Source organism: Paractinoplanes bogorensis (genome assembly GCF_018829635.1).
GTDB lineage: Bacteria > Actinomycetota > Actinomycetes > Mycobacteriales > Micromonosporaceae > Actinoplanes > Actinoplanes bogorensis.
Genome location: NZ_JAHKKG010000006.1, coordinates 638,854 through 663,713, shown reverse-complemented (window position 1 = coordinate 663,713; position 24,860 = coordinate 638,854). Strand labels below are relative to the sequence as shown.

The window sequence follows — 24,860 nt, the reverse complement described above, 5'->3', positions numbered from 1 at the left end:
GCCCACCGCGTACGGAATCAGGAAGCCCCGAAATTGTGGTGCCGCAGCTGGACCTCCTCGAAGTCCAACGTGGTCTGGATCCGCTGCAGCACCTCGTCGTCGATGACGCCCTCGTCCCGCAGCCGCACCAGGGTGTCGTGCTTGTGGGCGATAGCCGCCAGCCGCAGCCGCCGGTCCTGGTCCTCGGAGTCGCGCGCGCTGTCGTCGGAGTCGCGCAGGATGCTCAGCCGCCGGTCGAACTCCGCGCCCAGGGCGTCGGCGATCTCGCGACCGACGCCCGCCCGGTCGGCCAGCTCGGGCAGCGAGTCGCGCGCCGACGAGCCCACCGTGATCTCGGCCTTCCGGCGTTCCCGCTCGGCCGAGCCGTCGTCGGCGACCCGGGCCCAGCGCACGATCCGGGGCAGCAGCGGCGCCTGCACGACCAGCGTCACCGCGATGACGCCGGCGGTCACGAAGACGATCAGGTCGCGGTCGGGGAACGACGACGGCACGGCCAACGCGGCGGCCAGCGAGACCGCGCCCCGGAATCCGGCCGACGCCATCACCACACGGGGACGGGCTCCCACTCGCAGCTCGCGTTGCCGGGGCCTGCGGTCGAGGACGCGGATCACGTACGGGCTGGTGAACAACCACGCGAACCGCACCCCGATGACCACCGCCGAGACGACCATCACGGCGGTCAGGGCCTTCGCGACGCCGACGGTGCTCAATTCCCGTACGGCCGACTGCACCTCGAGACCGACCAGCACGAACAGCGCGGCGTTGGCCAGGGCGGTCAGGAAGGCCATCACGGTCTGCACGTACTGGCGGGAATCGGCCGTGAACAGTCGCGGCGCGGCCCGGCTGACCAGCAGCCCGCTCGCCACCACGGCCAGCACGCCGGAGGCCTCGACCTCTTCGGCCAGCAGGTAGGCGGCCAGCGGCGTGAGCAGGGCGATGATGTTGTGCTGGAACGGGTCGTCCAGGCGCCGGCGCACCTGGATGCTCAGCCCGGCCAGGATCACGCCGATCGCGATGCCGCCCAGGTAGGCCAGCGCGAACCGGCCGGAGACGGTGGCGAACCCGACGTGTTCCTCGCCCAGCGTGACACCGACCGCGAGCGCGTAGATGACCAGCGCGGTGCCGTCGTTGACCAGGCTCTCGGCCCGCAGCGTGGTGGCCAGGCGCCGGGGCAGCGACCGGCCCAGCACCCCGACGGCGGTGGCGTCGGTCGGCGCGACCGCGGCGCCGAGCACCCAGGCCGGACCCCAGGGCAGACCGAGCAGGTGGGCGGCGACGGCGACCACCGCGGCTGTCGCGGCGACCAGCACGGTGCTCAGCAGGACGATCGCGCGCAGGTTGGTGCGGATCTCGCGCAACGACGACGTGAAGCTCTCCCAGTAGAGCAGCACGGGCAGGAAGACCAGCAGGACGGCCTCGGGCGGCAGGTGGGCCGAGCGCAGCGCCGGGACGAACCCGAGCAGCACACCGGCGAGGAGCAGCAGCGCGGGCGGGGCGATCCGGAACTGCCGAGCCACGCTCGTGCAGACCAGGACCGCGACCCCGACCGCGACCGCGAGCAGCAGACTGAGCACGGCCGGGACGCTACTACCCGACCACCTTGGTGGGGTTGAAGAGATTCAGCGGGTCGAGTGTCTGCTTCACCGCGAGCTGCATGGCGAGCACCGCGGGCGACAGTTCCTGCCGCATGCCCGCCCGCTTGAGCAGGCCCACGCCGTGTTCGCCGGTGACCGTGCCGCCGACCGCGATGGCCGCGCTCAGCATCTCGTCGAACGCCGCCTGGGCCGCACGCTTCGCGTCCTCGTCGCCGGCCGGGGCCAGGATCAGCGGGTGCAGGTTGCCGTCGCCGGCGTGCGCGATGGTGGCGATCGTGGTGCCGTGCCGTGTCGCGATCTCTTCGATCGCGGCCAGCATGTGCGGCACCTGCGAGCGGGGGACGCAGACGTCTTCGGTGAGCACCGGGCCGAGCCGTTCCAGGGCCGGGTAGGCGAGCCGGCGGGCGGCGAACAGCGCCTCGGCCTCGACCTCGTCGGTCGACTGTTCGGCCCACATCGCGCCGGCCGCCCGGAACACCTCGGCGACCGCGGTGGCCTCGTCGTCGCCGGCCCGGCCGGGTGAGTCGAGCTGGGCCAGCAGCAGGGCGGCGGCGTCGGCCTCGAGGCCCAGGTGTTTCCAGTCTTCGACGGCCCGCAGGCACGTGCGGTCGAGCAGTTCGAGGGCGGCGGGCAGCAGTCCGGCCCGGGTGATCGCGGCTACTGCTTCACCGGCGGCCACCACGCTGCCGAACGCGCCGACCACGGTTCGGGGCGCTTCCCGGCGCGCGGGACGAAGTCGTACGGTGACCTCGGTTATCACCCCGAACGTGCCCTCGGATCCGGTGAAGAGCCCGGCCAGGTCATAACCGCTGACCCCTTTCGTCGTACGCCGTCCGAGCCGCACGACGGTGCCGTAGTCGCCGGCCGGCCCGCCCACGACCGCCTCCAGCCCGAGCACGTAGTCGCGGGTCACCCCGTACTTGAGGCAGCACAGACCGCCGGCGTTGGTCGACACGTTGCCGCCGATCGTCGACCAGGGCGCGCTGGCCGGGTCGGGCGGATACCAGAGCCCGTGCTCGGCGACCGCCTTCTTGAGGTCGTCGTTGATCACGCCGGGCTGCACGGTGGCGGTCATATTGTCGGCGTCGATCTCGACGATCGCGTTCATCCTGGACAGGTCGATGATCATCGCGCCGTCGACCGCGTTGGCCCCGCCGGACAGCCCGGTGCCGGCCCCGCGGGTCACGATCGGGATGTTGCGCTTGGCGCAGGCCGCGACGACCCGCCGGACGTCGTCGGTGCTCCGCGGGCGTACGGCGGCAAAGGCTTTCCCGTACGGGGCCCACTCGGCATCGTCATGACTGAGGCTCTCGAGGACGTCGGCGTCGTCGATAAGATCGAGGCCTTCGAGCTCACGGATCATTTCAGGAACTCCAGGATCGCCGCGTTGGTCAGCTCGGGCTGGTCGAGGTTGGCCGCGTGCCCGCAGTCGTCGAGCGTGACCACGGAGGCCAGCCGGTTGGTGGCCGCCGCGGCCTCGGCGTGCTCGCACGGCCAGAGCTGGCTCTGCCGCCCGGCGATGAACAGGCTGGGCACGCTCATCCGGGCGATCACGTCGCGCCAGTCGGCCTCGGTGTGGTTCTGCAGCAGGGCACGGCGTTCCGGCGTACGCCCGTCGGCGAACTCGGGCGCGCGACCCAGCGCCTCGACCACCCGGTTGATCCCCTCGAGCCGCTGCCCGCGCAGACCGCGCCCGGTGTCGGGGATGCCGTGGTCGAAGAAGGTGCCCACGTTGTCACGGTTGAGCCCGTAGAACCCGTGGCCCCACGATTCGTCGTTGACCAGCTTGGGCGTCTGGTCGATGGTGACCACGGCCCGCACCCGCTCGGCGCCGAACAGGTCGTAGTAGGCCCAGATCGTGCTCGCCCCCATCGACCCGCCGACGAGCACGGCGTCGTCGAGCGCGAGCTCCACGAGCAGTTCCCGCAGATCCTTGCCGTGGCGCGAGAGTCTTTGCCCGTACGCGGGTGACTCCGACCCGCCGTGCGAGCGCCGATCGAACCCGACGACCCGATAGCCGGCGCCGGCCAGGGCCGCGCGTTGCAGTTCCCAGCTCTCCAGCGGGGCGCAGAACCCGGCGATCAGCACCACCGGCGTACCCGTGCCCTCGTCGGCGTAGTTCAGGCGTACTCCGTCACTGGTTCTGAAGGTCGCCATGCCCCTGACCCTACCTTTTGACGGTCGCGATGTCTTACCGTACGGTAATGCATTACCAAGCGGTAAGACGTTGAGGAGGCCACCGTGCCCGAGGTGACGCGAACGATCGACATCCCCGCCCCGCCCAGCGTCGTCTGGCGCTGGCTGTCGACGCAGGAGGGCCTGCGCCGCTGGATGTCCCCCGACATCGAGATCGACGCCCAGGTGGGCGGAGCCTGGCGCATGCCCGGGATCAGCGGCGTGGTCCTCGAGATGGTCCCCGAGGGCCGGCTCGTGCTGTCGTGGCTCGAGGAGGACGCGGGCTGGGTCCACCCCGGCCGCCTGGTCATCACCCTCGACCCGGCCGCCACCGGCACCCGGGTCGCGCTGGTCCACGACGGTTTCGCCGGCATCGGCAAGCCCGGCTGGGAGGCGACCAGGGAGGCGTACGAGCGGGGCGCCGACCAGCACCAGATCCTCGCCCGCCTCGCCGACGCCGTGGCCGCGGCCGGTGTCTGAGCAGGACGACCTGTTCCGGGCCCTGGCCGACCCGACCCGCCGTCGCATCCTCGACCTGCTGGCCGAACTGGGCCCACAGACCGTCGGCGACCTGGCCGGCCACTTCCCGGAGCTGGTCGCCTCGGGCATCTCCAAACACCTGATGGCGTTGCGGGCGGCCGACCTGGTGACGGCCACGCGCGAGGGCCGCCACCAGCGCTACGCCCTGAACGCGGACGCGATGTCCAGGGCGTTGGCCCCGTGGCTGGCCAAGTACGAGTCCTACTGGTCGTCGGCCCTGTCCCGGCTGCGCGACCTGGCCTGAGCCGCTTCGCCCGCCCGGATCGTCCGGAGGGCCTGCTCCAGACGGTCGAGGTCGTCGGCCGTGTGGCCGGCCGTGGCACACAGTCGCAGCCGTGACTGGCCTTCCGGCACGGCCGGGGCGGGTACGGCGGAGGTGTAGATGCCGAAGTCCAGCAGCCGACGGGCCCACGCGTACGTACGCAAGGTGTCCCCCAGAATCACCGGCACGATCGGAGTCGCCGTGGGGCCGTGGTCGAGCCCGGCGCCGGCGACGATCGCGCGGAGCCGCGCCGTGTTCACGTCCATCCGCTCGCGGTGTTCGGGCTCCTCGACGACAACCCGGATGGCCTCCCGGATGGCGGCGGTGTTGGCCGGGGTCAGCGCCGACGAGAACATGTACGGCGCGGTGCCGTGCTGGAGATACATGATCAGACCGCGGGATCCGGCGACGAAGCCGCCGCCGGACGGGAACGCCTTGCCCAGCGAGCCGGTCATGATGTCGACCTCGGCCGGCATGACCCCCGCGTGCGAGGCCGTACCCCGGCCGTCCTTGCCGATCACGCCGATCGCGTGCGACTCGTCGAGCAGCAGGAAGGCGCCGTAACGGTGCTTGAGCCGCACCAGGTCCTCGAGCGGAGCGAGGTCGCCGTCCATCGAATAGACGCCGTCGACCGCGACGAGCACCCGACCGGCGCCCCCGGTGTGCTCGGCCAGCAAGCTGTCGAGATGGGTCATGTCGTTGTGCCGGAACTTCACCACCCGGCAGCCGGCCAGACGACACCCGTCGAAGACGCTGCGGTGCGCCTTCTCGTCCAGGATCGCGACGTCCCGGCGACCGACGACACCCGAGATGGCGGCGACGTTGGCGTCGTACCCGTTCGCAAACAGCGCGCTCGCCTGGGTGCCGAGGTAGGCGGCCAGATCGCGTTCGGTGTCCAGGTGCAGCTGAATGGTGCCGGTCAGCAGGCGCACACCGCCGGTCGAGGTGCCCCACCGCTCCACCGCCTCGGCCGCGGCCGCGGTGATCCGCGGGTGACCGTTGAGCCCGAGATAGCCGTACGTCGAGAAGACCGTCAGCTCCTGCCCGGCGAACCCGCTCGTGGCCGCGGCCCGGGTGTCGAGCGGCAGGCCGAACGTGTACGCGTTCGCGTCGCGGCTGGCGTCGATGCGATCGAACCACGTCCGCGCGGCCATGATGTCGAGCAGACCGCCGTCTGTGACGTCGTCGGCGTAGCGGTGACCGGCCGGGAAGCCGGTGAACGGGTTCGCGGCGTAGCCACGGATGGCGTCGCGGTTGACCATTGCGGCAAACACTCCGTTGGTTCAGGTATCAACGTGCCAGGCGGCACCGAACCATCCAACGAGAGATGACGAACACCGGATAACGGGCTTTTTCGTCCGGACTCGCCCGCACTCGGCTCGACCGGACAGACGGTTCGTCGGCCGTCGTATGTCGTCAGGGCCGGCTCAGCGAACCGTTCGTCGGGTGTCCGCGGTCGAAGAGAGCGGCCAGCGCCGCGTCCGAGGCGGCCAGAGCGGCCCGGTCGTACGTGCTGCCCGCGGCCACCAACTCGGCTGCTCCGGTGCGCTCGAGCAGCTCGGCCAGGCGGCTCTCGACCCGAGCTCGCGGGCCGGTGATGGCCGCGGCCACGGTCTGCTCGAGATACTGCTGCTGCCGAGAAGTCTTGGTGGCGGCCCGCACCACGGCTACCGGCTCGAGGGGCGGGAACTCCCCCTCCGTACGGCTGCGGGCCATCGCCCACGCCTCGGGGAGGATGAGGTCGGGGTCGTCGGTGATCAGCACGTCGAGGCTGACCGCCACCCACGGTTCGGGCTGTTGCGGCGACGGCCGGAAGGCACGCCGGTATTCGGCCAGCGCCCCGCCGTCGGACCACAGCAGCGGGCCGCCGACGATCACCGGTAGACCGAGCGCGGCCGCGACCTGCAGCCCGGCGCCGGTGGCCAGCACGTACAGGGGAATCGGACCGTCGGGTCGCGGGTGCAGGCTGACCTCGGACCGGCCGGTGAGGTAGCCGCGCAACTCGGTCACGTCGGCGGCGAAGTCGTGGTCGGTCTGGCGCAGCGCCCGGCGTACGGGCGGGGTGAACCCGGGCGACCGGCCCAGCCCCAGGTCGACCCGGCCGGGCGCGAAGGCGGCCAGGGTGGCGAACTGCTCGGCCACCACGAGCGGCTGGTGGTGGGGCAGCATCACGCCGGCCGACCCGATCCGGATGGTCGTGGTGGCGCCGGCTATCGCGGTCAGCAGCACCGCGGGCGCCGATCCCGCGATGCCGGGAACGCTGTGGTGCTCGGCCACCCACACACGGTCGTAACCGAGCCACTCGGCCCGGACCGCGCGCGCCACCGTCTCGTGAAGCGCGATCGGAGAGGCCTCGCCGGCCCGGGTGCGCGAGCGGTCCAGCAGCGAGAGCCGCGAGTTGATCACGCCTGGGTTCAGCGCTGAACACGACGAGGTTGTTCCGCGGGGTGATTCAGGCCTCGACGACCGGACGTGTCGAGGGGCGCGGCCGAGGCTCACCAGATGCGGGTGCGGGACTCCCCCGAGGCCAGCGTGGCCAGCGGCCCAGCGGCGAAACGGCCGTCGGCGGCCTTGACGGTTCCGACCAGGTCGACGTCCATCACGGCGGGTGTGCCGTCGCGCTCCTCGAACTCGGCGTCGGCGAAGCGGACCCGCTCGAGGTCGCGGCCCGACACCGGTGCCGAGCGGGCACCGTCGAACTCGCCCGGCAGCGTGGCCACCAGGTACACGCCGTCGCCGTCCTCCAGGACAGCGGCCGTGCCGGACGGGAGGACCAGCGGGTTGGTCTCGCCGTCGAAGGGGCGGGCGCCCGCCGCATAGACGTTGCCGCCCGTGTAGACCGCCTGCACCACGTCGAGGTAGCGCTGGTGGTCGCCCGGCGGCTGCGACTGGATCCGCTCGATGTAGTCCGCGAACGAGGCCGGGTAGCCGTCGTACGCCGAGGTGCCGGTCAACGCCGGCTCCTTGCCCTCGGCCCCCACCCCGTACGCGAGGGAAGCGTCTCCCCCCACGAAGAGATTGCCGAACCAGCGGTCGTCCCCGGCCCGGATGTACGCGTAGCCGGCCACCTGCGTGCTGTGCGGCCGGTGGTAGGGCGTGGCCCGATCCATGACCGCCTCGACGCGCACCGTGCCCAGGATCAGGTTGCTGATGAACGCGCCGCCCTGGCTGAACAGCTCGATCGACGCCGGGGAGGCGAAGACGTTGTGCTCGACGATGTACGGGCCGTGGCTGACCTCGATGAAGATGTCGCGGCTGTTGTTGTGGAACACGTTGCGCGAGATGCGCGTGCCCTGCGTCTGCCAGTCGAGCCAGGTGCCGAGCGAGCAGTCGTGGATGCGGTTGTGCCGGATCTCCACGTCGATCGCGGCGTGCAGTTTGATGCCGCCGATCTCGTAGCCGTAGTACTCGCGCTTGAGGGCGATGTTGTAGATGTGGTTGTCCTCGATGGTCGAGAACACGCATCCGAGATGGCCGACGATGCCGTTCTGCCCGCAGTCGTAAATGGTGTTGCGGCGAATCACGTGGGAGCCGATGTGCTCCTTGTCCCACCCGATCTGCTGCGCGGAGAAGACCGACTCGAGCTGGTATTGATAACCGGGCTTGTCGCCGCGCTCGGTGGCGTAGTTGTGGCCGGTCGACGCTTCCTTACCGATCGAAACGGCCGAGGTCTTGGCGTCGTGGATGACGTTGTCCTCGATGATCCAGCCCTTCGACCAGTTCGGCCCGATGAGCCCGGGCTGGTCGGCGGTCGGCGGGGTCCACGGCGTGGCCGCCTGGGCCAGCTCGAAGCCACGCACGGTGATGTAGTCGAGATGCGGAACAACCGGGAAGAACACCGATCGCCGTACGTTGATCTCGACCAGCTCGGTGTTCGGATCCGCACCCTGGAAATTGGCCCGGATCGTCGTCGACTCCTCGCCGACGGACGCGTGCCACACCAGCGTGGTCTGGTCGGCATTCAGAATGGGCGACGTCGTCGCCGTCCAGTTGTCGACGATTTCCGTGCGGGCGACGGGTGCGGCGACAGCGTCGGCCGAGTCGACCTCGTAGAAGCTCAGCCCGTTGAGATAGACGTCCCCGAGGTGCTTGTGCGCGGCGCCCTCCGGATAGACGATCCAATCACCGGAAACCTCTTCCCCGTACGGGTTGAAGTCGCCGAACAAAGCATTCGGAACGTCGGCGCGCCACACCGTCCCGGATTCCTGAACCCAGCCGGTGACCCGCTCGGAGCCCTTGATGACCACGTGCTCGCCCTCGGCGGCGCGGTAGGTGATGCGGCGGGCGTCGCTGAGCCCGCCGCGGCGGGGCTTGACCCATTCGCGGTACTCGCCGGCGTGCACGGTCACGGTGTCGCCGGCCTGGGCCAGGGCGGCCGCGCGGTTGATCGTCCGGAACGGCTCGTCCGCGGTGCCGGAGGCCGAATCCGAACCGGTTGTCGCCACGTGGAATTCAGAAGTCATCTGGTCACGCACCTTCGTCGCTGGAGCCCGCGTAACGGTAAGATTTCGAAAAGATCATGTCAAGGCGTCGAAAACTTTCGAACCGGGTCACGGTCGAGCCTTTCGAGCATGACGGCGATCAGGCCGCGGCGGTCGATTTCCGGATGATCAGTTCAGTCGCCAGCTCGATCCGCGGCGAGGCCAGCGTCTCCCCCGCGATCAGCCGCAGCAGCCGGCGCATGGCGACCCGGCCCATCTCGGCGAACGGCTGGCGGACGGTGGTCAGCGGCGGTGCCGACCACCGGGCCGCGTTGATGTCGTCGAAGCCGACCACGCTCACGTCCTCGGGCACGCGCAGGCCCAGCGTGCGCGCCGCCTCGATCACGCCCAGCGCCTGGCCGTCGCTCGAGGCGAACAGGGCGGTCGGCCGCTCCTTCCGGCCGAGCAGCTCGAGCCCGGCCGAGAAGCCGGTCTCGAACGAGAACGGTCCGGCCGTCATCAGCCCGGGATCGCCGGTCAGGCCGTGTTGCGACAGGGCGGCGTGATAGCCGTGCAGCCGGGCGATGGCCACCATCGCGCCCGGCGGGCCCTCGACGAATCCGATCCGCCGGTGACCGAGCTCGAGCAGGTGCGTGGTGGCCGCCATGCCGCCGTTGAAGTTGGTGGCGCCGACGCTGGGCACGTCGGGGCCGGGCAGGTTGATCGGGTCGATCGTGACCACGGGGATGTTCTGCTCGGCGAACTGCCGCCACTGCTGGCTGTTGATCTCGGACGTGACCAGGATCAGGCCCTCGCGGTGGGCCGCCGTCATGCGCCGGGCCCAGGCCGCGCCCAGCGGATCTTCGGGGACGGTGCCGACCACCACGTCGACGCCCTCGGCCGTGGCCGCCTCGAGCGCGCCGTGCAGGATGTCGAGATTGTTGGGGGTCTTCATCGCATCGAAGACCATTTCCACCGTACGGGAACCAGGTTGTGCCCCGCCGAGGCCACGCGCGACGTAGCCGTGGCGCAGCAGCAGGGTCTCGATCCGGGCCCGGGTCTCGGGTGACACGTCGCTCCGCCCGTTCACCACCTTGGACACGGTCGGCACGGACACGCCGGCCTCCCGTGCGACGACGGCCAGCGTCGCGCGCTGCGGATCACGGGTCACGCCGCCCATTATCGCAACGCTTTCGCACCCGTGCGGTTCCTGCCGCGCGGCCGGGGCGGAACCGATCAAGCGGTCGTAGCCCCCTCTCACCGGAAGCGACGTCACGTGACCTCTGGATTGAAGCGACTCCTGACCGACCGGCGTGTCGGCACGAAAATCATGGCCTCGGTCGGCGTGGTCGCCGTCTTCGGGGTGGGCAACGGCCTGTACGCGCTGAGCAGCCTGAGCACGACCAACGACCAGGTCAAGGCCGGGTACGTGCACAACCAGGCGCTCAACAGCATCGGCAACCTGCGCGCGGCGGTCAACCGCACCTGGCTGGCCATGGACGACTACCTGCTCGCCACCGACGCGACCGAGCGCCGCACCGCCGGCGCCGCCGTGGCCAAGGCCGAGAGTGAGGTCACCCGGTACTCGAAGGAGTTCCAGGCGTTCCCGGTCGACTCCACCGCCATGACCGCGGCCGCCCACTTCGACAAGAACTGGGCCGACTACACCGCGCTGCTCGAGAACCAGATCATGCCGCTGTCCGAGCAGAACGCGAAGGCCCAGGTCGAGGAGCTGCGCGACAACCAGCTGGCCACCGAGATGAAGGACGTCCGGACCGATCTGACCTCGCTGTCCGACCTCACCGTCCAGGCCAGCGCCCAGCAGGCCACCGACGCGCAGTCCCGGTACGAGACCACCCGCGTCCTGGTCATCGGCCTGCTGGCCGGCGGCCTGGCGATCGGTCTCGGCCTGGCCTACGTGATCAGCCGGATGATCGTGAAGCCGCTCGGCCGCAACGTCGAGGCCCTCGAGCGCATCGCCCACGGCGACCTCACCGCCCGGGTCGCGGTGGAGAGCAACGACGAGGTCGGCCACATGTCGGCCACGCTCAACGAGACCGCCGAGGCGATGGGCGCGATGGTGCGGCGCATCCAGGACAGCTCGACCATGCTGGCCTCGGCCTCGGAGGAACTGTCGGCGGTGTCGTCCGAGCTGTCGGCGTCGGCCGAGGAGACGTCGGCCCAGGTGTCCACGGTGTCCGACGCGGCGTCGATGGTCTCGGTCAGCGTGACCACGGTGTCGGCGGGCGCCGAGGAGATGGGCGTGTCGATCCGCGAGATCTCGAACAACGCCAACGAGGCGGCCGGCGTGGCCGCGGACGCGCAGCGCGCCGCCGAGAGCACCAACGCCAGCGTGGCCCGGCTCGGCGAGGCGTCGGCCCAGATCGGCTCGGTGGTCGCGCTGATCACCTCGATCGCCGAGCAGACCAACCTGCTCGCGCTCAACGCCACCATCGAGGCCGCCCGCGCCGGGGAGGCCGGCAAGGGCTTCGCCGTGGTCGCCAGCGAGGTCAAGGACCTGGCCCAGGAGACCGCCCGGGCCACCCAGGAGATCACCACCCAGGTCGGCGCGATCCAGGCCGAGAGCAGCGCCGCGGTCATCGCGATCCAGCAGATCGGCGAGGTCATCGCGACCATCAACGACTACACGACGACGATCGCGGCCGCGGTCGAGGAGCAGACCGCCACCACGGCCGAGATCTCGCGCAGCGTCCACGAGGCGGCGACCGGCTCGTCGAGCATCGCCGACACCATCTCCGGCGTCTCGCTGGCCGCCTCGCACGTCACCTCGGGCGCGTCGGACACCCAGCAGACCGCGGCCGGCCTGGCCCGCACCGCGGCCGAACTCCAGGCCACAGTGTCCAGCTACAAGCTCGTCTGAGAGGGCGCGCGCAGGTATCAGATCGGAAGCGGCACAGGTCAAGGCCCCGTACGGGCCGTGACCTGTGCCCTTTTCACTTTCGCCCCCCTGACCCCACGAGGAGTCGCTGTTAGGTTAGGCGTACCTAATTTGAAATCTGTAGAACTGGAGTCCGCGTATGCGAACCCCTCGTTTGCTGGCCGCCGCCGTCGCCACCGCCGCCGCCCTCGCCCTCACCGCTTGCGGTGACGGTTCCGACGAATCCGACGAGACCCCGGCGGGCGGCAGCTCGGCCGCCGCCCAGTTCCCGATCACGATCACCCACAAGCTCGGCACCACCACCATCGAGAAGAAGCCCGAACGCGTCGCCACCGTGCAGTGGGAGAACCACGAGGTGCCGCTGGCGCTGGGCATCGTCCCGGTCGGCATGGCCAAGGCCAACTTCGGCGACGACGACGGCGACGGCATGCTGCCGTGGGTCGGCGACAAGATCAAGGAGCTCGGCGGGCAGGCCCCGGTCATGTTCGACGAGACCGACGGCATCGCGTTCGAGGCGGTCGCCAACACCAAGCCGGACGTCATCCTGGCCACGTACTCGGGCATCACCCAGCAGGACTACGACACGCTCAGCAAGATCGCGCCGGTCATCGCCTACCCGGACGCGCCCTGGGCCACCCCATGGCGCGACATCGTGAAGCTCTCCAGCCAGGCGCTGGGCCTGCAGGCCGAGGGTGACGCGCTGATCGCCAGCACCGAGAAGGCCATGAAGGACGCCGCCGCGACCAAGCCGCAGCTGGCCGGCAAGCAGACGATGTTCGTGACGCACATCGACCCGACCGACCTCAGCAAGATCGGTTACTACACCTCGCACGACACCCGTACGCAGTTCTTCAGCGACCTCGGCCTCAAGATCGCCGACGTGGTGGAGAAGGACTCGGCCGGCACCGACGCGTTCACGCTGAACAAGAGCTCGGAGCAGATCCAGGCGTTCGACGACGTCGACGTGATCGTCATGTACTCGGACAGCGAGGACCAGCTGGCCAAGCTGCAGGCCGACCCGCTGCTGTCGAAGATCCCGGCGGTCAAGCGCGGCTCGGTCGTGCAGCTCGTCGGCAGCACCCCGCTGGCCACCGCGGCCAACCCGACCGTGCTGGCCATCCCGTTCGTGCTGAACGACTACGTCAACCTGCTCGCCACCGCCGCCGACAAGGTGTCATGACGCAGCTCGACGACCGCCCCGGGCCGGGTCCCGCCGTCGATCGGCGGCGCCCGGCCCGGGTGCGTACCCTCTGGATCCTGGCCGGACTGGCCGTGCTGGCCCTGCTCATGGTGGCCTCGGTCGCGTTCGGCTCACGCATCGTGCCGTGGTCCGACATCGTGGCCGGCGTGCAGGGCCACGACGAGAATCTCGGCCAGGCCGCGGTGGTGAAACGCATTCCCCGTACGCTCCTGGCCGTCCTCGTCGGCGCCGCGCTCGGCCTGGCCGGCGCGGTCATGCAGGGCGTCACCCGCAACCCGCTGGCCGACCCGGGCATCCTCGGCGTCAACATGGGCGCCTCCCTCGCGGTGGTCACCGGCATCGTGTCGTTCGGGCTCTCCTCCGCGGCCGGCTACATGTGGGTGGCCATTCTGGGTGCGTCGGTCACGGCGGTTTTCGTGTACGCCGTCGGCTCGCTCGGCCGCGGCGGTGCCACCCCGCTCAAGCTGGCCCTGGCCGGCGCCGCGATCTCGGCCGCGCTGGCCTCGCTGATCGGTGCGTTCGTGCTGCCGCGCAGCGACATCGCCACCGGCTTCCAGTCGTGGCAGATCGGCGGCGTGGGCGGCGCGAGCTACGACAGCATCCGGCAGGCGCTGCCGTTCCTCGCCGCCGGATTCGTCATCTCGTTCCTGTCGGCCAAGTCGCTCAACTCGCTCGCCCTGGGCGACGAGCTGGCGGCCGGGCTCGGCGAGAGGGTGGCCCTGGCCCGGGGCATCGCGGCGCTGGGCGCGGTGCTGCTCTGCGGCGCGTCGACCGCGGTGGCCGGGCCGATCGCCTTCGTCGGGCTGGTCGTGCCGCACCTGTGCCGGCTGCTGGTCGGGCTCGACCACCGCTGGCTGCTGCCGTACTCGGCCCTGATCGGGGCCGCGCTGCTGACCGCCGCCGACGTGGTGGGCCGGCTGGTCGCGCGCCCGCAGGAGATCGACGTCGGGATCATCACCGCGCTGATCGGCGCCCCGTTCTTCATCTACATCGTCCGCCGGCAGAAGGTGCGCGAGCTGTGACCCTTTCGGTTTCGTCGGCGTCGTCCCCCGCAGAGACGCCGACCCTTGCCGCCGTCACCCGCAGCCGGGTGCGTCGATCGCGGCGCCGCGGGCTCGTCATCGGCATCCTCGTCGCGCTGGTCGTGGTGGCGTACGGGATAAATCTCATGGTCGGCGAGACCTTCTACACCCTGTCCGAGATCGGGCGGGTCATCCTGGGCGAGACCGTGCCCGGCGCCTCGTTCACCGTGGGTGAGCTGCGGCTGCCCCGGGCGAGTCTGGCCGCCCTGGCCGGGTTCTGCTTCGGGCTGGGCGGCGTCACCTTCCAGACCATGCTGCGCAACCCCCTCGCGAGCCCCGACGTCATCGGCATCACCTCGGGCGCGAGTGCCGCCGCCGCGTTCGCGATCGTCGTGCTCGGCCTGAGCGAGACCGGCGTCTCGGTGTTCGCGATCGGGGCCGGGCTGGGCGTGGCGGTGATCGTCTACACGCTGTCCTTCCGCGACGGCGTGGCCGGCACCCGGCTCATCCTGATCGGCATCGGCATCGCCGCCATGCTCGACAGCGCCACCGCGTACGTGCTCAGCCAGGCCGCCCAGTGGGACCTGCAGCAGGCCCAGCGCTGGCTCACCGGCAGCCTCAACGGCGCCACCTGGGACGAGACCGGGCCGGTGGCGCTGGCCCTGGTCGTCCTCGGGCCGCTGCTGCTCTCGCAGGCCCGCAACCTGTTCATGCTCCAGCTGGGCGACGACACGGCGGCCGCCCTCGGCGTACGGCTGGAACGCACCCGGATCCTGGTGATCGTGGCCGCCGTCGGACTCCTCGCGTTCGCCACCGCGGCCACCGGACCGATCGCCTTCGTGGCGTTCCTGTCCGGACCGATCGCCGCCCGCATCATCGGCGGGGCCGGTTCCCTGCTCGTGCCGGCCGGACTGGTCGGCGCGCTGCTGGTGCTGGTGGCCGACCTGATCGGCCAGAACGCGTTCGACATCCGCTACCCGGTCGGCATCGTCACCGGCGTGCTCGGCGCGCCCTACCTCGTCTACCTGCTCATCCGCACGAACCGCGCCGGAGGCTCGCTGTGACCGCCACCCATTCCCTGTCCGTGGAGAGTCTGCAGCTCGGCTACGGCGACCGGACGGTCATCGAGTCGCTCGACCTGCTCGTCCCGCCCGGCCGGATCACGACCATCGTGGGCGCCAACGCCTGCGGCAAGTCGACGCTGCTGCGCTCGATGTCGCGGCTGCTCGCCCCGCGGGCCGGCCACGTGCTGCTGGACGGCCGCGAGGTGCACAGGATGCCGGCCAAGGAGCTCGCCCGTACGCTCGGACTGCTCCCCCAGTCCCCCATCGCGCCCGAGGGCATCACCGTCGCCGATCTGGTCGGGCGCGGCCGTAACCCGCACCAGCGCCTGCTGTCCCGCTGGAGTCACGCCGACGACGAGGCCGTGGCCGCCGCGCTCGACGCCACCCACACGGCCGACCTGGCCGACCGCTCGGTCGACGAGCTCTCCGGCGGCCAGCGCCAGCGGGTCTGGATCGCGATGGCGCTGGCCCAGCAGACCGACCTGCTGCTGCTGGACGAGCCGACCACGTTCCTCGACGTCAGCCACCAGGTCGAGGTGCTCGACCTGCTGACCGATCTCAACCAGACCCGCGGCACGACCATCGTGATGGTGCTGCACGACCTGAACATGGCCGCCCGCTACACCGACCACCTGATCGCCCTGGCCGACGGCAAGCTCTACGCCGCGGGCGAGCCGGCCGAGGTGCTGACCGAGGACTGCGTCCGGGCGGTGTTCGGGCTGGACAGCCGGGTCATCACCGACCCCACCTCGGACAAGCCGCTGATGCTGCCGCTGGGCCGCCACCATGTGACCTCAACTCCCGGGTGACCCGGTCGAACAGGGGGTCATGAGGTCACGGCGTCTCGCGGTGTGTCTCGTGATCCTGCTGGGGCTGGTGCTCGTCGGTGGTGCGGGCTGGCTCCTGACCGACACGGTGGCGCGATCACAGACCGAGGTACTGCAGGAGTTCGACACCCGGGCCGAGGTCTCGGCGGCGGTGATCGCCAGCGCGCTCGGCGCCAACGACGCCAAGACGCGGGAGTTCTGCGAGGCCGCGTTCGCCGGCACGGCGGCCGAGATGGCCAGGACCGACTACCGGGCCCAGTTCGACGTGCCCGAGTACGCGATCATCACCGGCGACGGCAAACTCCTCTACGGCACGCCCGCGTCGTTCGCCGCCCGGGCCGCCGGGTGGGTGTCCAACCCCGGCTTCCAGGACGCGAAGCGCACCGGCAAGCTCGCCTGGGGCGACATCATGACCGACCGCAGCGACCCGATGGTCAACGCCTTCCAGCCGTTCGCGACGCCCGGCGGCACCCGGATGCTGGTGCTCACCACCCGGGTCCGCGACGTGACGTCGGTGGCCGCGGGTGCGCTGAAGGCCACCGGCACCACCGCCTACCTGATCGATGCGAACGAGCGGGTGCTGGTCGCGCCGGACGCCACCCCGGCCGGCACGGTCATGCCCGACGCCGGGCTGCTGAGCGTGCTGCGGGCCGACAAGGCCGTCGAGACCGGCGACCGCTACGTCGCGGCCCGCGCGGTGAGCGGCAGCTCGTGGCGCATCGTGACCACCGCGTCCAAGGCCACGGTGCTGCAGTCCGTCCGGTCGACCGCACGCGTCGGCTGGGTGCTGTTCGCCGCCTTCACCGCCGCCATCATCACCATCCTGTTCGTCGGCGCCGTCGTGCTGACCGGCGCGTCGCGGCTCGCCCACGCCCGCCTGCACGACACGCTCACCGAACTGCCCGGGCGGGCGTTGTTCATGCAACAGGCCGAAGAGGTGCTGGCCGAGCAGCGCCGCCGCGGGCGCACGTCGGTCGCGGCGCTCTTCCTCGACCTCGACGGTTTCAAACCGGTCAACGACACGTACGGGCACAGCACCGGCGACGCGCTGCTCAAGCAGGTCGCGCAGCGGCTCCGGGCCGGGGTCCGCGGGCACGACCTGGTGTGCCGTTTCGGCGGGGACGAGTTCCTGGTGCTGTGCAGCGACCTCGAGTCGCCGGCCGACGTCGACGCGGTGGCCGGGCACATCCTGAAGAGCCTGAGTGAGCCGTACGAGATCGACGGCCGTACGGTCACCATCGGCACCTCGATCGGGATCGCCGTCCCGGCCGACCCGGCCCAGCCCGCCGGTGCCCTGTTCCACGACGCCGACGTCGCGCTCTATCAGGCCAAGGAGGCCGGGCGCGGCCGGATCGTCCATTTCCGCGCCGCCCCGGCCTCCGCCCCGGCCTGACTTGCCTGTCACTCTGCGCGCGCGCAAGGGTGACAACGTGGACGAGTTTTCTCTCTTCATCGACGGCAAGTCCGTGGGCTCGGTGACCGGGCGGACGTTCGCGTCGCTGAACCCGTACACCGGCCAGGCCTGGGCCCGGGTCGCCGACGGCAGCGCGGCCGATGTCGATGCGGCGGTGGCGGCGGCCCGCGCGGCGTTCGACGGGCCGTGGGGCGCGATGACCGGCTTCCAGCGGGCCGCGATCATGCGGAAGTGCGCCGACGCCCTCGACGCGAACGCCGACCGGCTGGCCCGGCTCGAGGTCAGCGACTCGGGCAAGCTGCTGCGCGAGATGAGCGGCCAGATGGCCGGGCTGTCGTCCTGGTTCCACTGGTTCGCGGGCCTGGCCGACAAACTCGAGGGGGCGACCGTCCCGCTGGCCAACCCGGACTACTTCGCCTACACCCGCAAGGAACCGGTCGGCGTCGTCGGCTGCATCACCCCGTGGAACAGCCCGCTGCTGCTGTTCACCTGGAAGCTCGCCCCGCTGCTGGCGGCCGGCAACACGTGCGTGGTCAAGCCGTCCGAGCACTCGCCGTGCTCCACGGTCGCCTTCGCCGAGATCCTGACCGAGGCCGGCCTGCCGCCCGGAGTCGTCAACGTGGTCACCGGCTGGGACCGCTCGACCGGCGAGGCACTGGCCGGGCACCCCGGCATCGACAAGGTCGCGTTCACCGGGTCGACCGCCACCGGCATCGCCGTGGGCCGGGCCGCGCTGGCCCACGTCAACCGGGCCACCCTCGAGCTGGGCGGCAAGTCGTGCCAGCTGGTGTTCCCCGACGCCGACCTCGCGGCCGCGGCCAACGGCGTGGTGGCCGGGGTGTTCGCGGCGACCGGGCAGACGTGCATGGCCGGCTCCCGGCTCGTCGTCCATTCCGACGTCGCCGACGAACTCACCGCGCGGATCGTCGAACGCGCCGACGCGATAAAACTGGGCGACCCGATGGACCCGGACACCGAGATGGGACCGGTGGCCAACCTTCCCCAGTACGAGAAGGTGCTCGGCTACCTGCGCACGGCGCGCGAGGAGGGCGGCACCTTCGCCGCGGGTGGCGAGCCGGCGCGCGAGCTGGGCGGGTTGTTCGTCAAGCCGACCGTGATCACGGGGGTGACGGCGCGCTCGACGATCGTACGGGAAGAGGTCTTTGGTCCGGTTTTAAGTGTTTATCCCTTTGCCGACGAGAGCGAGGGTGTGCGGCTGGCCAACGACACCGTCTACGGGCTGGCCGGCGCCGTGTGGACGAAGGACGTGCACCGGGCGCATCGCGTGGCGGCACAGCTCAGGGCCGGCACCGTCTGGGTCAACGCCTACCGGGTGGTGGCGCCCAACATGCCGTTCGGCGGCTACGGGATGTCCGGGATCGGCCGCGAGAACGGCCTGGCCGCCGTCGAGGAGTACCTGGAGACCAAATCGGTGTACGTCGAACTGACCGGCGAACTCAGAGATCCGTTCAAACTCGGCTGACCCTTGCTAGACCCGCCGCACGGCCACGGTGACCCGCTGGGCGGTGGCGAAGATCGTGCCGGCCCAGGCGCCCGAGTCGCGGAACGAGAGGCTGGTGGCGCCGTGGTCGGTGCGGTCGGCCACAATCGTGAAGCCGCGCGGAAGCTCACTGCGGAAGAACGCGAGCACGGCCGCGGAATCCGGCGCGGTCAGCGTGAACGAGGCGCCCGACTCACGGTCGGACAGGCCGGTCACCTGACTGCCCGGCGGCAGGCGGAGAGCCGCGGGCATGTTCCGTACGCCCGGAGCCGCCGCCACAACCGCACGCGCCACCGGCCGGGCGGCGGGAGCGCCGGGCGCGATCGCGGCCGGTTCCAGCCGGCGCGCGTCGCCGGCCGGGGCCGGGGCGCTGCCGCACGCACCCGCACCGGCCAGGGCCAACAGCGTGGCCACAGCCGTGGCGATCCGCCTCGCGATCATGAGCCGCCCTTCCGCCGGTGCCCGGATCCGTCCCATTCTGCTCGATCAGGTCAAGCTCAGTGCAGGAACTTGAGGCCGGCCACACAGCCGATGATGCCGGTGAGCAGCAGAATCTTCACCACCGAAACAGATTCGGCCCCGGTGATCATGGCGTAGGCCACGGTCAGCACCGCACCGACACCGACCCACACGGCATAGGCGGTGCCGACGGGCAGATCACGCATGGCGAAGGCGAGCCCACCCATGCTGGCCACGATGGCCACCCCGAAGATGACGGTGGGCTGAACCCGGGTGAACCCTTCAGACTTGCCGAGGGCAGTGGCCCAGACGGCCTCGAGCACACCGGACGCGATAAGAACAAGCCAGGACATGACAGTCTCCTGTTAGCGCCGTCTTGTCGCTGACCGGGTACGGCACCGCTCGTCCGGGAGTCCGTCCGGACTCACCCCACCAGCATCGCAACGCCCGCCGCCCACGGCAACCGATTCCGTGGTGGCGCTTGTCTCCACCGGAAATCCTCAGAGACGGTCTCCGTCCGGACACGCATGAAGGGGGTGCCGGTCCCGGCATCGACGGAGGACACTGAAGGCGTGTGCCGGGCTACCGAGTCGCCGGAAGGGAACCAGCCATGACGTGGCCGGAGGGTGATCGGCTCGCCGAGATCTTCGTTCCCATGGAATACAGCCTGCGCGTCATCGCCGGGCTGGCCGTCGGCGGCGTGGTGCTGGCTCAGCCCTGGCTGTGGTGGCCCGATCTGTGGGGCGTTCCCGGACTGTGGATCCTGCTGGCCGTCGCGGGCGGTGTGCTGATCCTGACGGCGTTGTTCCGCGCGATCCGCAAGGGCATGGCCGAGAGGTATTTCCGCCAGTACACGAGGGAGCGCGAACAACGCCGGCAGTGGGAGTGACCGTCACATCGTTGCGGCAGCTCAGTCGTCGTCGTCCTCGTCCTCGTCCGAGGAGGAACCGCTGCCGAGGATGGCGCCCGTCACCGCGTCCACGTCGGCCTCTCGCTCGCGGCCGTTCAGGGCGAACTCCATCTCCCAGATCGGGCCGCCGTTGCGCTCGTCCAGCTCGGCCTCCAGCACCCGCGCGCCGGGGAAGCGCTGGGTGATGATGGCGGCCGCCCGTACGGCGTTGACCGGGCGGGGGCCGAACTTCGCGTCCAGCTCGGGGTCGATCTCGATCTCGAAGCCGTTGGATGACGTGCGGGAGTCCTTGGCCGTGGCCAGGGCGGTGCCGGCCGCCAGGGGCAGGGCTACGCCGGCGATCGTGACTGCTACGAGCACTGTTCTGCGCATGGGGTCCTCCGACCGGGGGGTGATGGATCGACACCGGGCAGTACGGGCGTCGCGGGCGGGGCGCTCGGTGGGCGGCCGAAGCCTGGACCGGCCCTGGACAAAAACTGGATCGCGGATGGGACGATGGAGGTCCGCGGAAGGGGATGCATGTCGTTCCGGTATTTCGTCTACATCAGTGACGCCAAGGTCGAGATGCTGCTGCAGCAGATCAAGCCCGAGGCTCTGCGCAAACGCACCTCGGAGGTCGGGCTCGGGCTCAAGTTCCTGACCGCCAAGCGGGGTGCCGAAACGCTGGCCGGGGCCGAGCGCACGGCCCGGCTCGATCAGGTTGTGCGCTACCTGAACGACTACGGCGACCTCGGGACCGTCGAGGAGCCGGGGCAGTTCTTCGGTGGGCTGATGCCGTTGCGCTGGGGGCCGACCGTGGGCGCCGACGGGTTCCCGATGGTCTACTTCGGCGGGCGCGCGGGCAAGACCGTGCTCGGGCTGGGCGGGTCGCGCGCGCACGTCTTCGGGACGCCACCCGGCCCCGAACCGCAGCCGCTTCCGATCGGGCGGTCCATGCTGCCGTCCCTGCTCGACGGCATCACACGGGTCGACGGCATCGAGGCGCCTGCGGCCGTACGGGAAACGACTGATGCTCTTCGCGGTCCTGAGCAGACAATGGAATTCGTGGCCAAACGGCTGCTCGACGAGCCCGGACCGGACGGCGAGCGGGTGCTGCTCGGGTCGCCGCTGTACGTGGCCCTGGTCGACTAAATATTGACGGGTATCGACGGACAGAATTCCGGCGCCTAGCGTCGGAGCCGTGACAGGTTTGCGGATCGACCGGCGGCAGCTGCTGCGCGGTGCGGGTGCGGTGGGTGCAGCCGGGCTGGCCTTCCAAGGCCACAAAGCAGCAGCCAAGCCGAACGTCGTGGTCGTGCTCATTGATGATCTCGCCCGGCGGGAGCTGGGCTGTTACGGCAACACGTTCAACGAGACGCCGCACATGGATCGGCTCGCCGCGGACGGGATCCGGTTCACCAACGGGTATACGGCCGCGCCGGTGTGCTCGCCGACGCGGGCCAGCATCATGACCGGGCAGTGGCCGGCCCGTACGGGAATCACCGAATATCTCGGACCGGACGGCGACAACTTTCTGCCGGCCAGTCACACGACGCTGCCCGAGACGTTGCGGGGCGCGGGCTATCGCACCGGGCTGATCGGCAAGTGGCACCTGACCGAGACGTACACGGGGGACGTCCGGACGCGGCCCGGTAACCCCTGGTCGCACGGGTTCGACGAGGTCATCGCGTCGGAGCAGAAGTACATCGCGGGCGGCGACTACTGGTGGCCGTACTTCATGCTGCCCGATCTGCCGCAGCGCAAGCCGGACGAGTATCTGGTCGACCGGCTCAACCTGGAGGCGGTCGACTTCATCAGCCGGGCCCACCAGGCCGGTACGCCGTTCTTCCTCTACCTGGCCCACTACGCCACACACGTCACGTTGGACGCTCCTCAGGCGCTGATCGACAAGTACGCGGCGAAACCCGGCGGCACCAACCCGAAACTCGCCGCCATGCTCGAGGTGATCGACGACGGTGTCGGCGCGATCCGGGCCAAGCTGACCGAGCTCGGCATCGCCGGCAACACCGTGATCCTGCTGCTCTCCGACAACGGCGGGGACAGCGGCGTGGCGACCAGCACCCCACTGCGAGGGGCCAAGGCGACCCTGTACGAGGGTGGCGTACGTGTCCCGATGATCGCCTATCACCCGCAGGGCGCCGGCGGCCGAGTGGTCGACACCCCGTTCAGCACCGTCGACTTCATGCCGACGATTCTCGATACGGCCGGGGTCGCCCGCCCGCCCGCGCAGCAGCTCGACGGGGCCAGCTTCGCCGGGCTGCTCACCGGCGGGGCGGCGCCGGCCCGGGACTCGCTGTTCTGGTTCTATCCGCACTGGCACAACCCGGGGGCGCCGACCGCTTCGGTGCGCCGGGGCCGGTACAAGCTGCTGCGCTATCTGCACGACGGGCGGACCGAACTGTTCGACCTGGTCGCCGACCCGGGCGAGACGACCGACCTGGCCGCGCAGCAGCCCGCCCAGGTGCAGTCGCTGAACGCCGCGCTCGACGCCCACCTGCGCGACGTCGACCTGATCCCGCCCGCACCCACTCCGGCCAATTTTCCGGGCCTGGTGCTGGAGGAGGAGTTCAGCGGCGGCCTGGGCAGTTGGTCGATCCTGTCGCCCGCACCGGAGAACCGGCCCGGTTCGGTGCAGGCCTCCAACGGCTTGCTCACCGTGTCGGCGGGCGGCTCTCCGGCTTTCGCGCTGTTCCGATCGACCACCCCGGTCACCGATTCGCCGGCGGCCGTGATCCTGACCCAGCGGTCGCACCCGACATCCGGCGCGCTGTTCGCCGGGCTGGTTCAGGACGCGCAGAACTACCTGCTGGCCGTCTACAACCACAAACTCAGGCGCGCGGGGTACGACGTACGGGTAAACGGTGTTCTGATGACGCAGCGGATCACCCAGCTGGACCAGAAGATCAGCTACCCCGGCCCGAACGCGCGCCTCGCCTGCGTGCTGCACCGCGACGAGCTGACCGGCTATGCGATCGCCGCCGGTGGCACCTGGCAGTACCTGTTCACCGTCGACTTCGGGCGCTGGCTGCCGCCATCGGCGCTGTCCCAGTTCCGATACGGCTTCGGCACCCGCGTCGACGGTGGGAACGTGACTCTGGAGCGTTTTGCCGTACGGCGTCGCTGACCTCTATATACAAACGTTCGCTTGTGTTAGCGTGGCCGCGTGACCCAGCCTGATCTCGACGCGGTGTTCGCCGCACTGGCCGACCCGGTGCGGCGTTCCCTGGTCGGCCGGCTCGCCCACGGGGATGCCACGGTGAGCGAGCTGGCCGAGCCGTTCGCGCTGACCCAGCAGGCCATCTCGCACCACGTCGGGGTGCTGCGCCGCAGCGGCCTGGTCGAGCAGCGACGCGACGGCAACCGCCGGCACTGCCGCCTGCGGGTCGACCAGCTGGCGCTGCTCGGCGGCTGGGTCGACGAGCAGCGCCGGGCCTGGGACGACCGCCTGGACACCCTGGCCCAGCACTTGTCGGACGAGCCGTGACGGCGTCAGCAAGCGCTCACTCACCGGACGGACCGCCCGCCGCCCTGCCATTAGTGAGTACTCACTTACCAGCAGCACCAGCCGCAGACGAACCGCCCGCCGCCCTGCCATTAGTGAGTACTCACTTACCAGCAGCACCAGCCGTGGACGGACCGCTCGCCGTCGGTGCCGGATCGCGCTTCGGGGATCGCCCGTGACCGCCCGCTCGCGCCGCCGGGGTGACGAGCTCATCGCCGAGCGGCACCTCGACGCGACACCCGAGCGGGTGTGGACCGCGTTCACCACGGCGACGGGCATCGCGGCCTTCTGGGGCGGTTCGCACGCCGTCGTGCCGCCGGAATCGGTGACCGTCGACCTGCGTCCGGGTGGGTCGTTCGCGCTCGACACGCTGGGAGGCCGCCGGCTGCGTTTCGTCTACGTCGGCATCGATCCGCCGCGCGAGCTCGTCTTCGACGAACCGGTCACCGGGCTGCGCACGACCGTCTCGCTGCGCCGCTCCCCCAGCGGCACACATCTCACCGTGCATCAGCGCAAGCTCCCGCCCGAACTGCAGACCGCGCAGGCCGCCGACGGACTCGCGTCCATTCTCGACGCCCTCGCCGATTACCTGGAGAAATGATGACTCAGCGCGACCTCGTACTCGAATACTTCGCCGGCTTCCGCACCAGCGACCACCCGCGCATCCTGGCCACCCTCACCGACGACGTCGAGTGGGTCATCCACGGCCACCGCACCACCCGGGGCAAGACCGAGTTCGACGGTGAGATCGAGAACCCGGGCTTCACCGGCAGCCCCGCCCTCGACGTGCAGCGCGTGTTCGAGGACGGCCCGGTCGTGGTGACGACCGGCGAGGGCCGCGGCGTGAGCGTCGAGCACGGGCCGTTCCGGTTCGCGTTCAACGACCTGTTCACCTTCCGCGACGGCCGCATCGCCCGCGTCGACTCCTACGTCGTCCCGCTCGCCTGACGGCCCGCCCGGACCGGAGAGCAGACCGGCGGGTCGCCCCGCTCGCCTGACGGCCCGCCGTCGTCCCGCACGCCTGACGCCCGCCCGGACCGGAAAGCAGACCGGGCGGGTCGCCCCGCC

General features: G+C 70.7%; 25 protein-coding genes and 1 riboswitch. Of the genes, 15 read left to right on the top strand and 10 right to left on the bottom strand.

The window, feature by feature from the left end; all coding sequences use genetic code 11:
- Positions 1-17: 17 nt before the first annotated feature.
- Genes KOI35_RS22255 through KOI35_RS22245 form a run of 3 tightly spaced genes read right to left on the bottom strand, consistent with a single transcriptional unit; the run spans position 18 to position 3,752 of the window.
- Positions 18-1,574, bottom strand: a complete 1,557-nt coding sequence (locus tag KOI35_RS22255) for a Na+/H+ antiporter (protein WP_215789412.1) — start codon at positions 1,572-1,574, stop codon at positions 18-20.
- Between the two features lie 13 nt (positions 1,575-1,587).
- Positions 1,588-2,958: an FAD-binding oxidoreductase gene (locus KOI35_RS22250; RefSeq protein ID WP_215789411.1), complete on the bottom strand. Its 1,371-nt coding sequence runs from the start codon at positions 2,956-2,958 to the stop codon at positions 1,588-1,590.
- On the bottom strand, positions 2,955-3,752 hold the full coding sequence (locus KOI35_RS22245) for an alpha/beta fold hydrolase (RefSeq protein ID WP_215789410.1): 798 nt from the start codon (positions 3,750-3,752) through the stop codon (positions 2,955-2,957). The genes KOI35_RS22250 and KOI35_RS22245 overlap by 4 nt, the downstream gene beginning before the upstream one ends.
- A gap of 93 nt (positions 3,753-3,845) precedes the next feature.
- On the opposite strand from KOI35_RS22245, the gene KOI35_RS22240 reads away from it, so the two are divergent.
- On the top strand, positions 3,846-4,250 hold the full coding sequence (locus KOI35_RS22240; RefSeq protein ID WP_215789409.1) for an SRPBCC family protein: 405 nt from the start codon (positions 3,846-3,848) through the stop codon (positions 4,248-4,250).
- Complete coding sequence (locus tag KOI35_RS22235) at positions 4,243-4,554, top strand: ArsR/SmtB family transcription factor (RefSeq protein WP_215789408.1); 312 nt, start codon at positions 4,243-4,245, stop codon at positions 4,552-4,554. The genes KOI35_RS22240 and KOI35_RS22235 overlap by 8 nt, the downstream gene beginning before the upstream one ends.
- On the opposite strand, the gene KOI35_RS22230 is transcribed toward KOI35_RS22235, so the two are convergent.
- The 4 genes from KOI35_RS22230 to KOI35_RS22215 all read right to left on the bottom strand — a co-directional run bounded on the left by KOI35_RS22230 (position 4,512) and on the right by KOI35_RS22215 (position 10,164).
- Positions 4,512-5,834, bottom strand: a complete 1,323-nt coding sequence (locus KOI35_RS22230; RefSeq protein WP_215789407.1) for an aminotransferase class I/II-fold pyridoxal phosphate-dependent enzyme — start codon at positions 5,832-5,834, stop codon at positions 4,512-4,514. The genes KOI35_RS22235 and KOI35_RS22230 overlap by 43 nt on opposite strands.
- Positions 5,835-5,988: 154 nt before the next feature.
- Positions 5,989-6,978, bottom strand: coding sequence for an MsnO8 family LLM class oxidoreductase (locus tag KOI35_RS22225; RefSeq protein WP_308121115.1), 990 nt, complete (start codon positions 6,976-6,978; stop codon positions 5,989-5,991).
- Positions 6,979-7,067: 89 nt separating this feature from the next.
- Positions 7,068-9,035, bottom strand: coding sequence for a right-handed parallel beta-helix repeat-containing protein (locus KOI35_RS22220; protein WP_215789406.1), 1,968 nt, complete (start codon positions 9,033-9,035; stop codon positions 7,068-7,070).
- A gap of 118 nt (positions 9,036-9,153) precedes the next feature.
- Complete coding sequence (locus tag KOI35_RS22215; protein WP_308121114.1) at positions 9,154-10,164, bottom strand: LacI family DNA-binding transcriptional regulator; 1,011 nt, start codon at positions 10,162-10,164, stop codon at positions 9,154-9,156.
- Positions 10,165-10,269: 105 nt separating this feature from the next.
- Between KOI35_RS22215 and KOI35_RS22210 the strand changes: the two genes are divergently transcribed.
- The 7 genes from KOI35_RS22210 to KOI35_RS22180 all read left to right on the top strand — a co-directional run bounded on the left by KOI35_RS22210 (position 10,270) and on the right by KOI35_RS22180 (position 18,903).
- Complete coding sequence (locus KOI35_RS22210) at positions 10,270-11,874, top strand: methyl-accepting chemotaxis protein (protein WP_308121113.1); 1,605 nt, start codon at positions 10,270-10,272, stop codon at positions 11,872-11,874.
- Between the two features lie 157 nt (positions 11,875-12,031).
- On the top strand, positions 12,032-13,072 hold the full coding sequence (locus tag KOI35_RS22205; protein ID WP_215789404.1) for an iron-siderophore ABC transporter substrate-binding protein: 1,041 nt from the start codon (positions 12,032-12,034) through the stop codon (positions 13,070-13,072).
- The gene (locus KOI35_RS22200) at positions 13,069-14,115 is read left to right on the top strand and encodes a FecCD family ABC transporter permease (protein ID WP_215789403.1); all 1,047 of its coding nucleotides are present in this window, start codon (positions 13,069-13,071) and stop codon (positions 14,113-14,115) included. The genes KOI35_RS22205 and KOI35_RS22200 overlap by 4 nt, the downstream gene beginning before the upstream one ends.
- Positions 14,112-15,179, top strand: a complete 1,068-nt coding sequence (locus KOI35_RS22195) for a FecCD family ABC transporter permease (RefSeq protein ID WP_215789402.1) — start codon at positions 14,112-14,114, stop codon at positions 15,177-15,179. Before KOI35_RS22200 ends, KOI35_RS22195 begins: the two co-directional genes overlap by 4 nt.
- Entirely contained in the window at positions 15,176-15,988 is an 813-nt protein-coding gene (locus KOI35_RS22190) for an ABC transporter ATP-binding protein (RefSeq protein WP_215789401.1), read from the top strand. Before KOI35_RS22195 ends, KOI35_RS22190 begins: the two co-directional genes overlap by 4 nt.
- A gap of 49 nt (positions 15,989-16,037) precedes the next feature.
- Complete coding sequence (locus KOI35_RS22185) at positions 16,038-17,399, top strand: diguanylate cyclase domain-containing protein (RefSeq protein WP_215789400.1); 1,362 nt, start codon at positions 16,038-16,040, stop codon at positions 17,397-17,399.
- A 37-nt stretch (positions 17,400-17,436) separates the two neighbouring features.
- Positions 17,437-18,903: an aldehyde dehydrogenase gene (locus tag KOI35_RS22180; protein WP_215789399.1), complete on the top strand. Its 1,467-nt coding sequence runs from the start codon at positions 17,437-17,439 to the stop codon at positions 18,901-18,903.
- A 6-nt stretch (positions 18,904-18,909) separates the two neighbouring features.
- Here KOI35_RS22180 and KOI35_RS22175 read toward each other — a convergent pair whose 3' ends face one another.
- Both KOI35_RS22175 and KOI35_RS22170 read right to left on the bottom strand, forming a co-directional pair.
- Entirely contained in the window at positions 18,910-19,362 is a 453-nt protein-coding gene (locus KOI35_RS22175; protein WP_215789398.1) for a hypothetical protein, read from the bottom strand.
- Positions 19,363-19,418: 56 nt separating this feature from the next.
- Positions 19,419-19,733 carry a DMT family transporter gene (locus KOI35_RS22170; RefSeq protein ID WP_215789397.1) on the bottom strand — a complete coding sequence of 105 codons (315 nt, stop codon included), beginning with the start codon at positions 19,731-19,733 and terminating at the stop codon, positions 19,419-19,421.
- Positions 19,734-19,745: 12 nt separating this feature from the next.
- Positions 19,746-19,809: riboswitch (guanidine-III (ykkC-III) riboswitch) on the bottom strand.
- 181 nt (positions 19,810-19,990) lie between these two features.
- Between KOI35_RS22170 and KOI35_RS22165 the strand changes: the two genes are divergently transcribed.
- Positions 19,991-20,269, top strand: coding sequence for a hypothetical protein (locus KOI35_RS22165; RefSeq protein ID WP_215789396.1), 279 nt, complete (start codon positions 19,991-19,993; stop codon positions 20,267-20,269).
- A gap of 21 nt (positions 20,270-20,290) precedes the next feature.
- Here KOI35_RS22165 and KOI35_RS22160 read toward each other — a convergent pair whose 3' ends face one another.
- Complete coding sequence (locus KOI35_RS22160) at positions 20,291-20,662, bottom strand: PepSY domain-containing protein (protein WP_215789395.1); 372 nt, start codon at positions 20,660-20,662, stop codon at positions 20,291-20,293.
- Positions 20,663-20,809: 147 nt separating this feature from the next.
- Between KOI35_RS22160 and KOI35_RS22155 the strand changes: the two genes are divergently transcribed.
- The 5 genes from KOI35_RS22155 (at position 20,810) to KOI35_RS22135 (ending at position 24,740) form a co-directional block, all read left to right on the top strand.
- Complete coding sequence (locus tag KOI35_RS22155) at positions 20,810-21,421, top strand: DUF7019 family protein (RefSeq protein ID WP_215789394.1); 612 nt, start codon at positions 20,810-20,812, stop codon at positions 21,419-21,421.
- 49 nt (positions 21,422-21,470) lie between these two features.
- On the top strand, positions 21,471-23,414 hold the full coding sequence (locus KOI35_RS22150; RefSeq protein WP_215789393.1) for a sulfatase: 1,944 nt from the start codon (positions 21,471-21,473) through the stop codon (positions 23,412-23,414).
- Between the two features lie 39 nt (positions 23,415-23,453).
- On the top strand, positions 23,454-23,774 hold the full coding sequence (locus KOI35_RS22145; RefSeq protein ID WP_215789392.1) for an ArsR/SmtB family transcription factor: 321 nt from the start codon (positions 23,454-23,456) through the stop codon (positions 23,772-23,774).
- 193 nt (positions 23,775-23,967) lie between these two features.
- Positions 23,968-24,393 carry an SRPBCC family protein gene (locus KOI35_RS22140; protein ID WP_215789391.1) on the top strand — a complete coding sequence of 142 codons (426 nt, stop codon included), beginning with the start codon at positions 23,968-23,970 and terminating at the stop codon, positions 24,391-24,393.
- Entirely contained in the window at positions 24,390-24,740 is a 351-nt protein-coding gene (locus tag KOI35_RS22135) for a nuclear transport factor 2 family protein (protein WP_215789390.1), read from the top strand. Before KOI35_RS22140 ends, KOI35_RS22135 begins: the two co-directional genes overlap by 4 nt.
- Positions 24,741-24,860 lie beyond the last annotated feature (120 nt).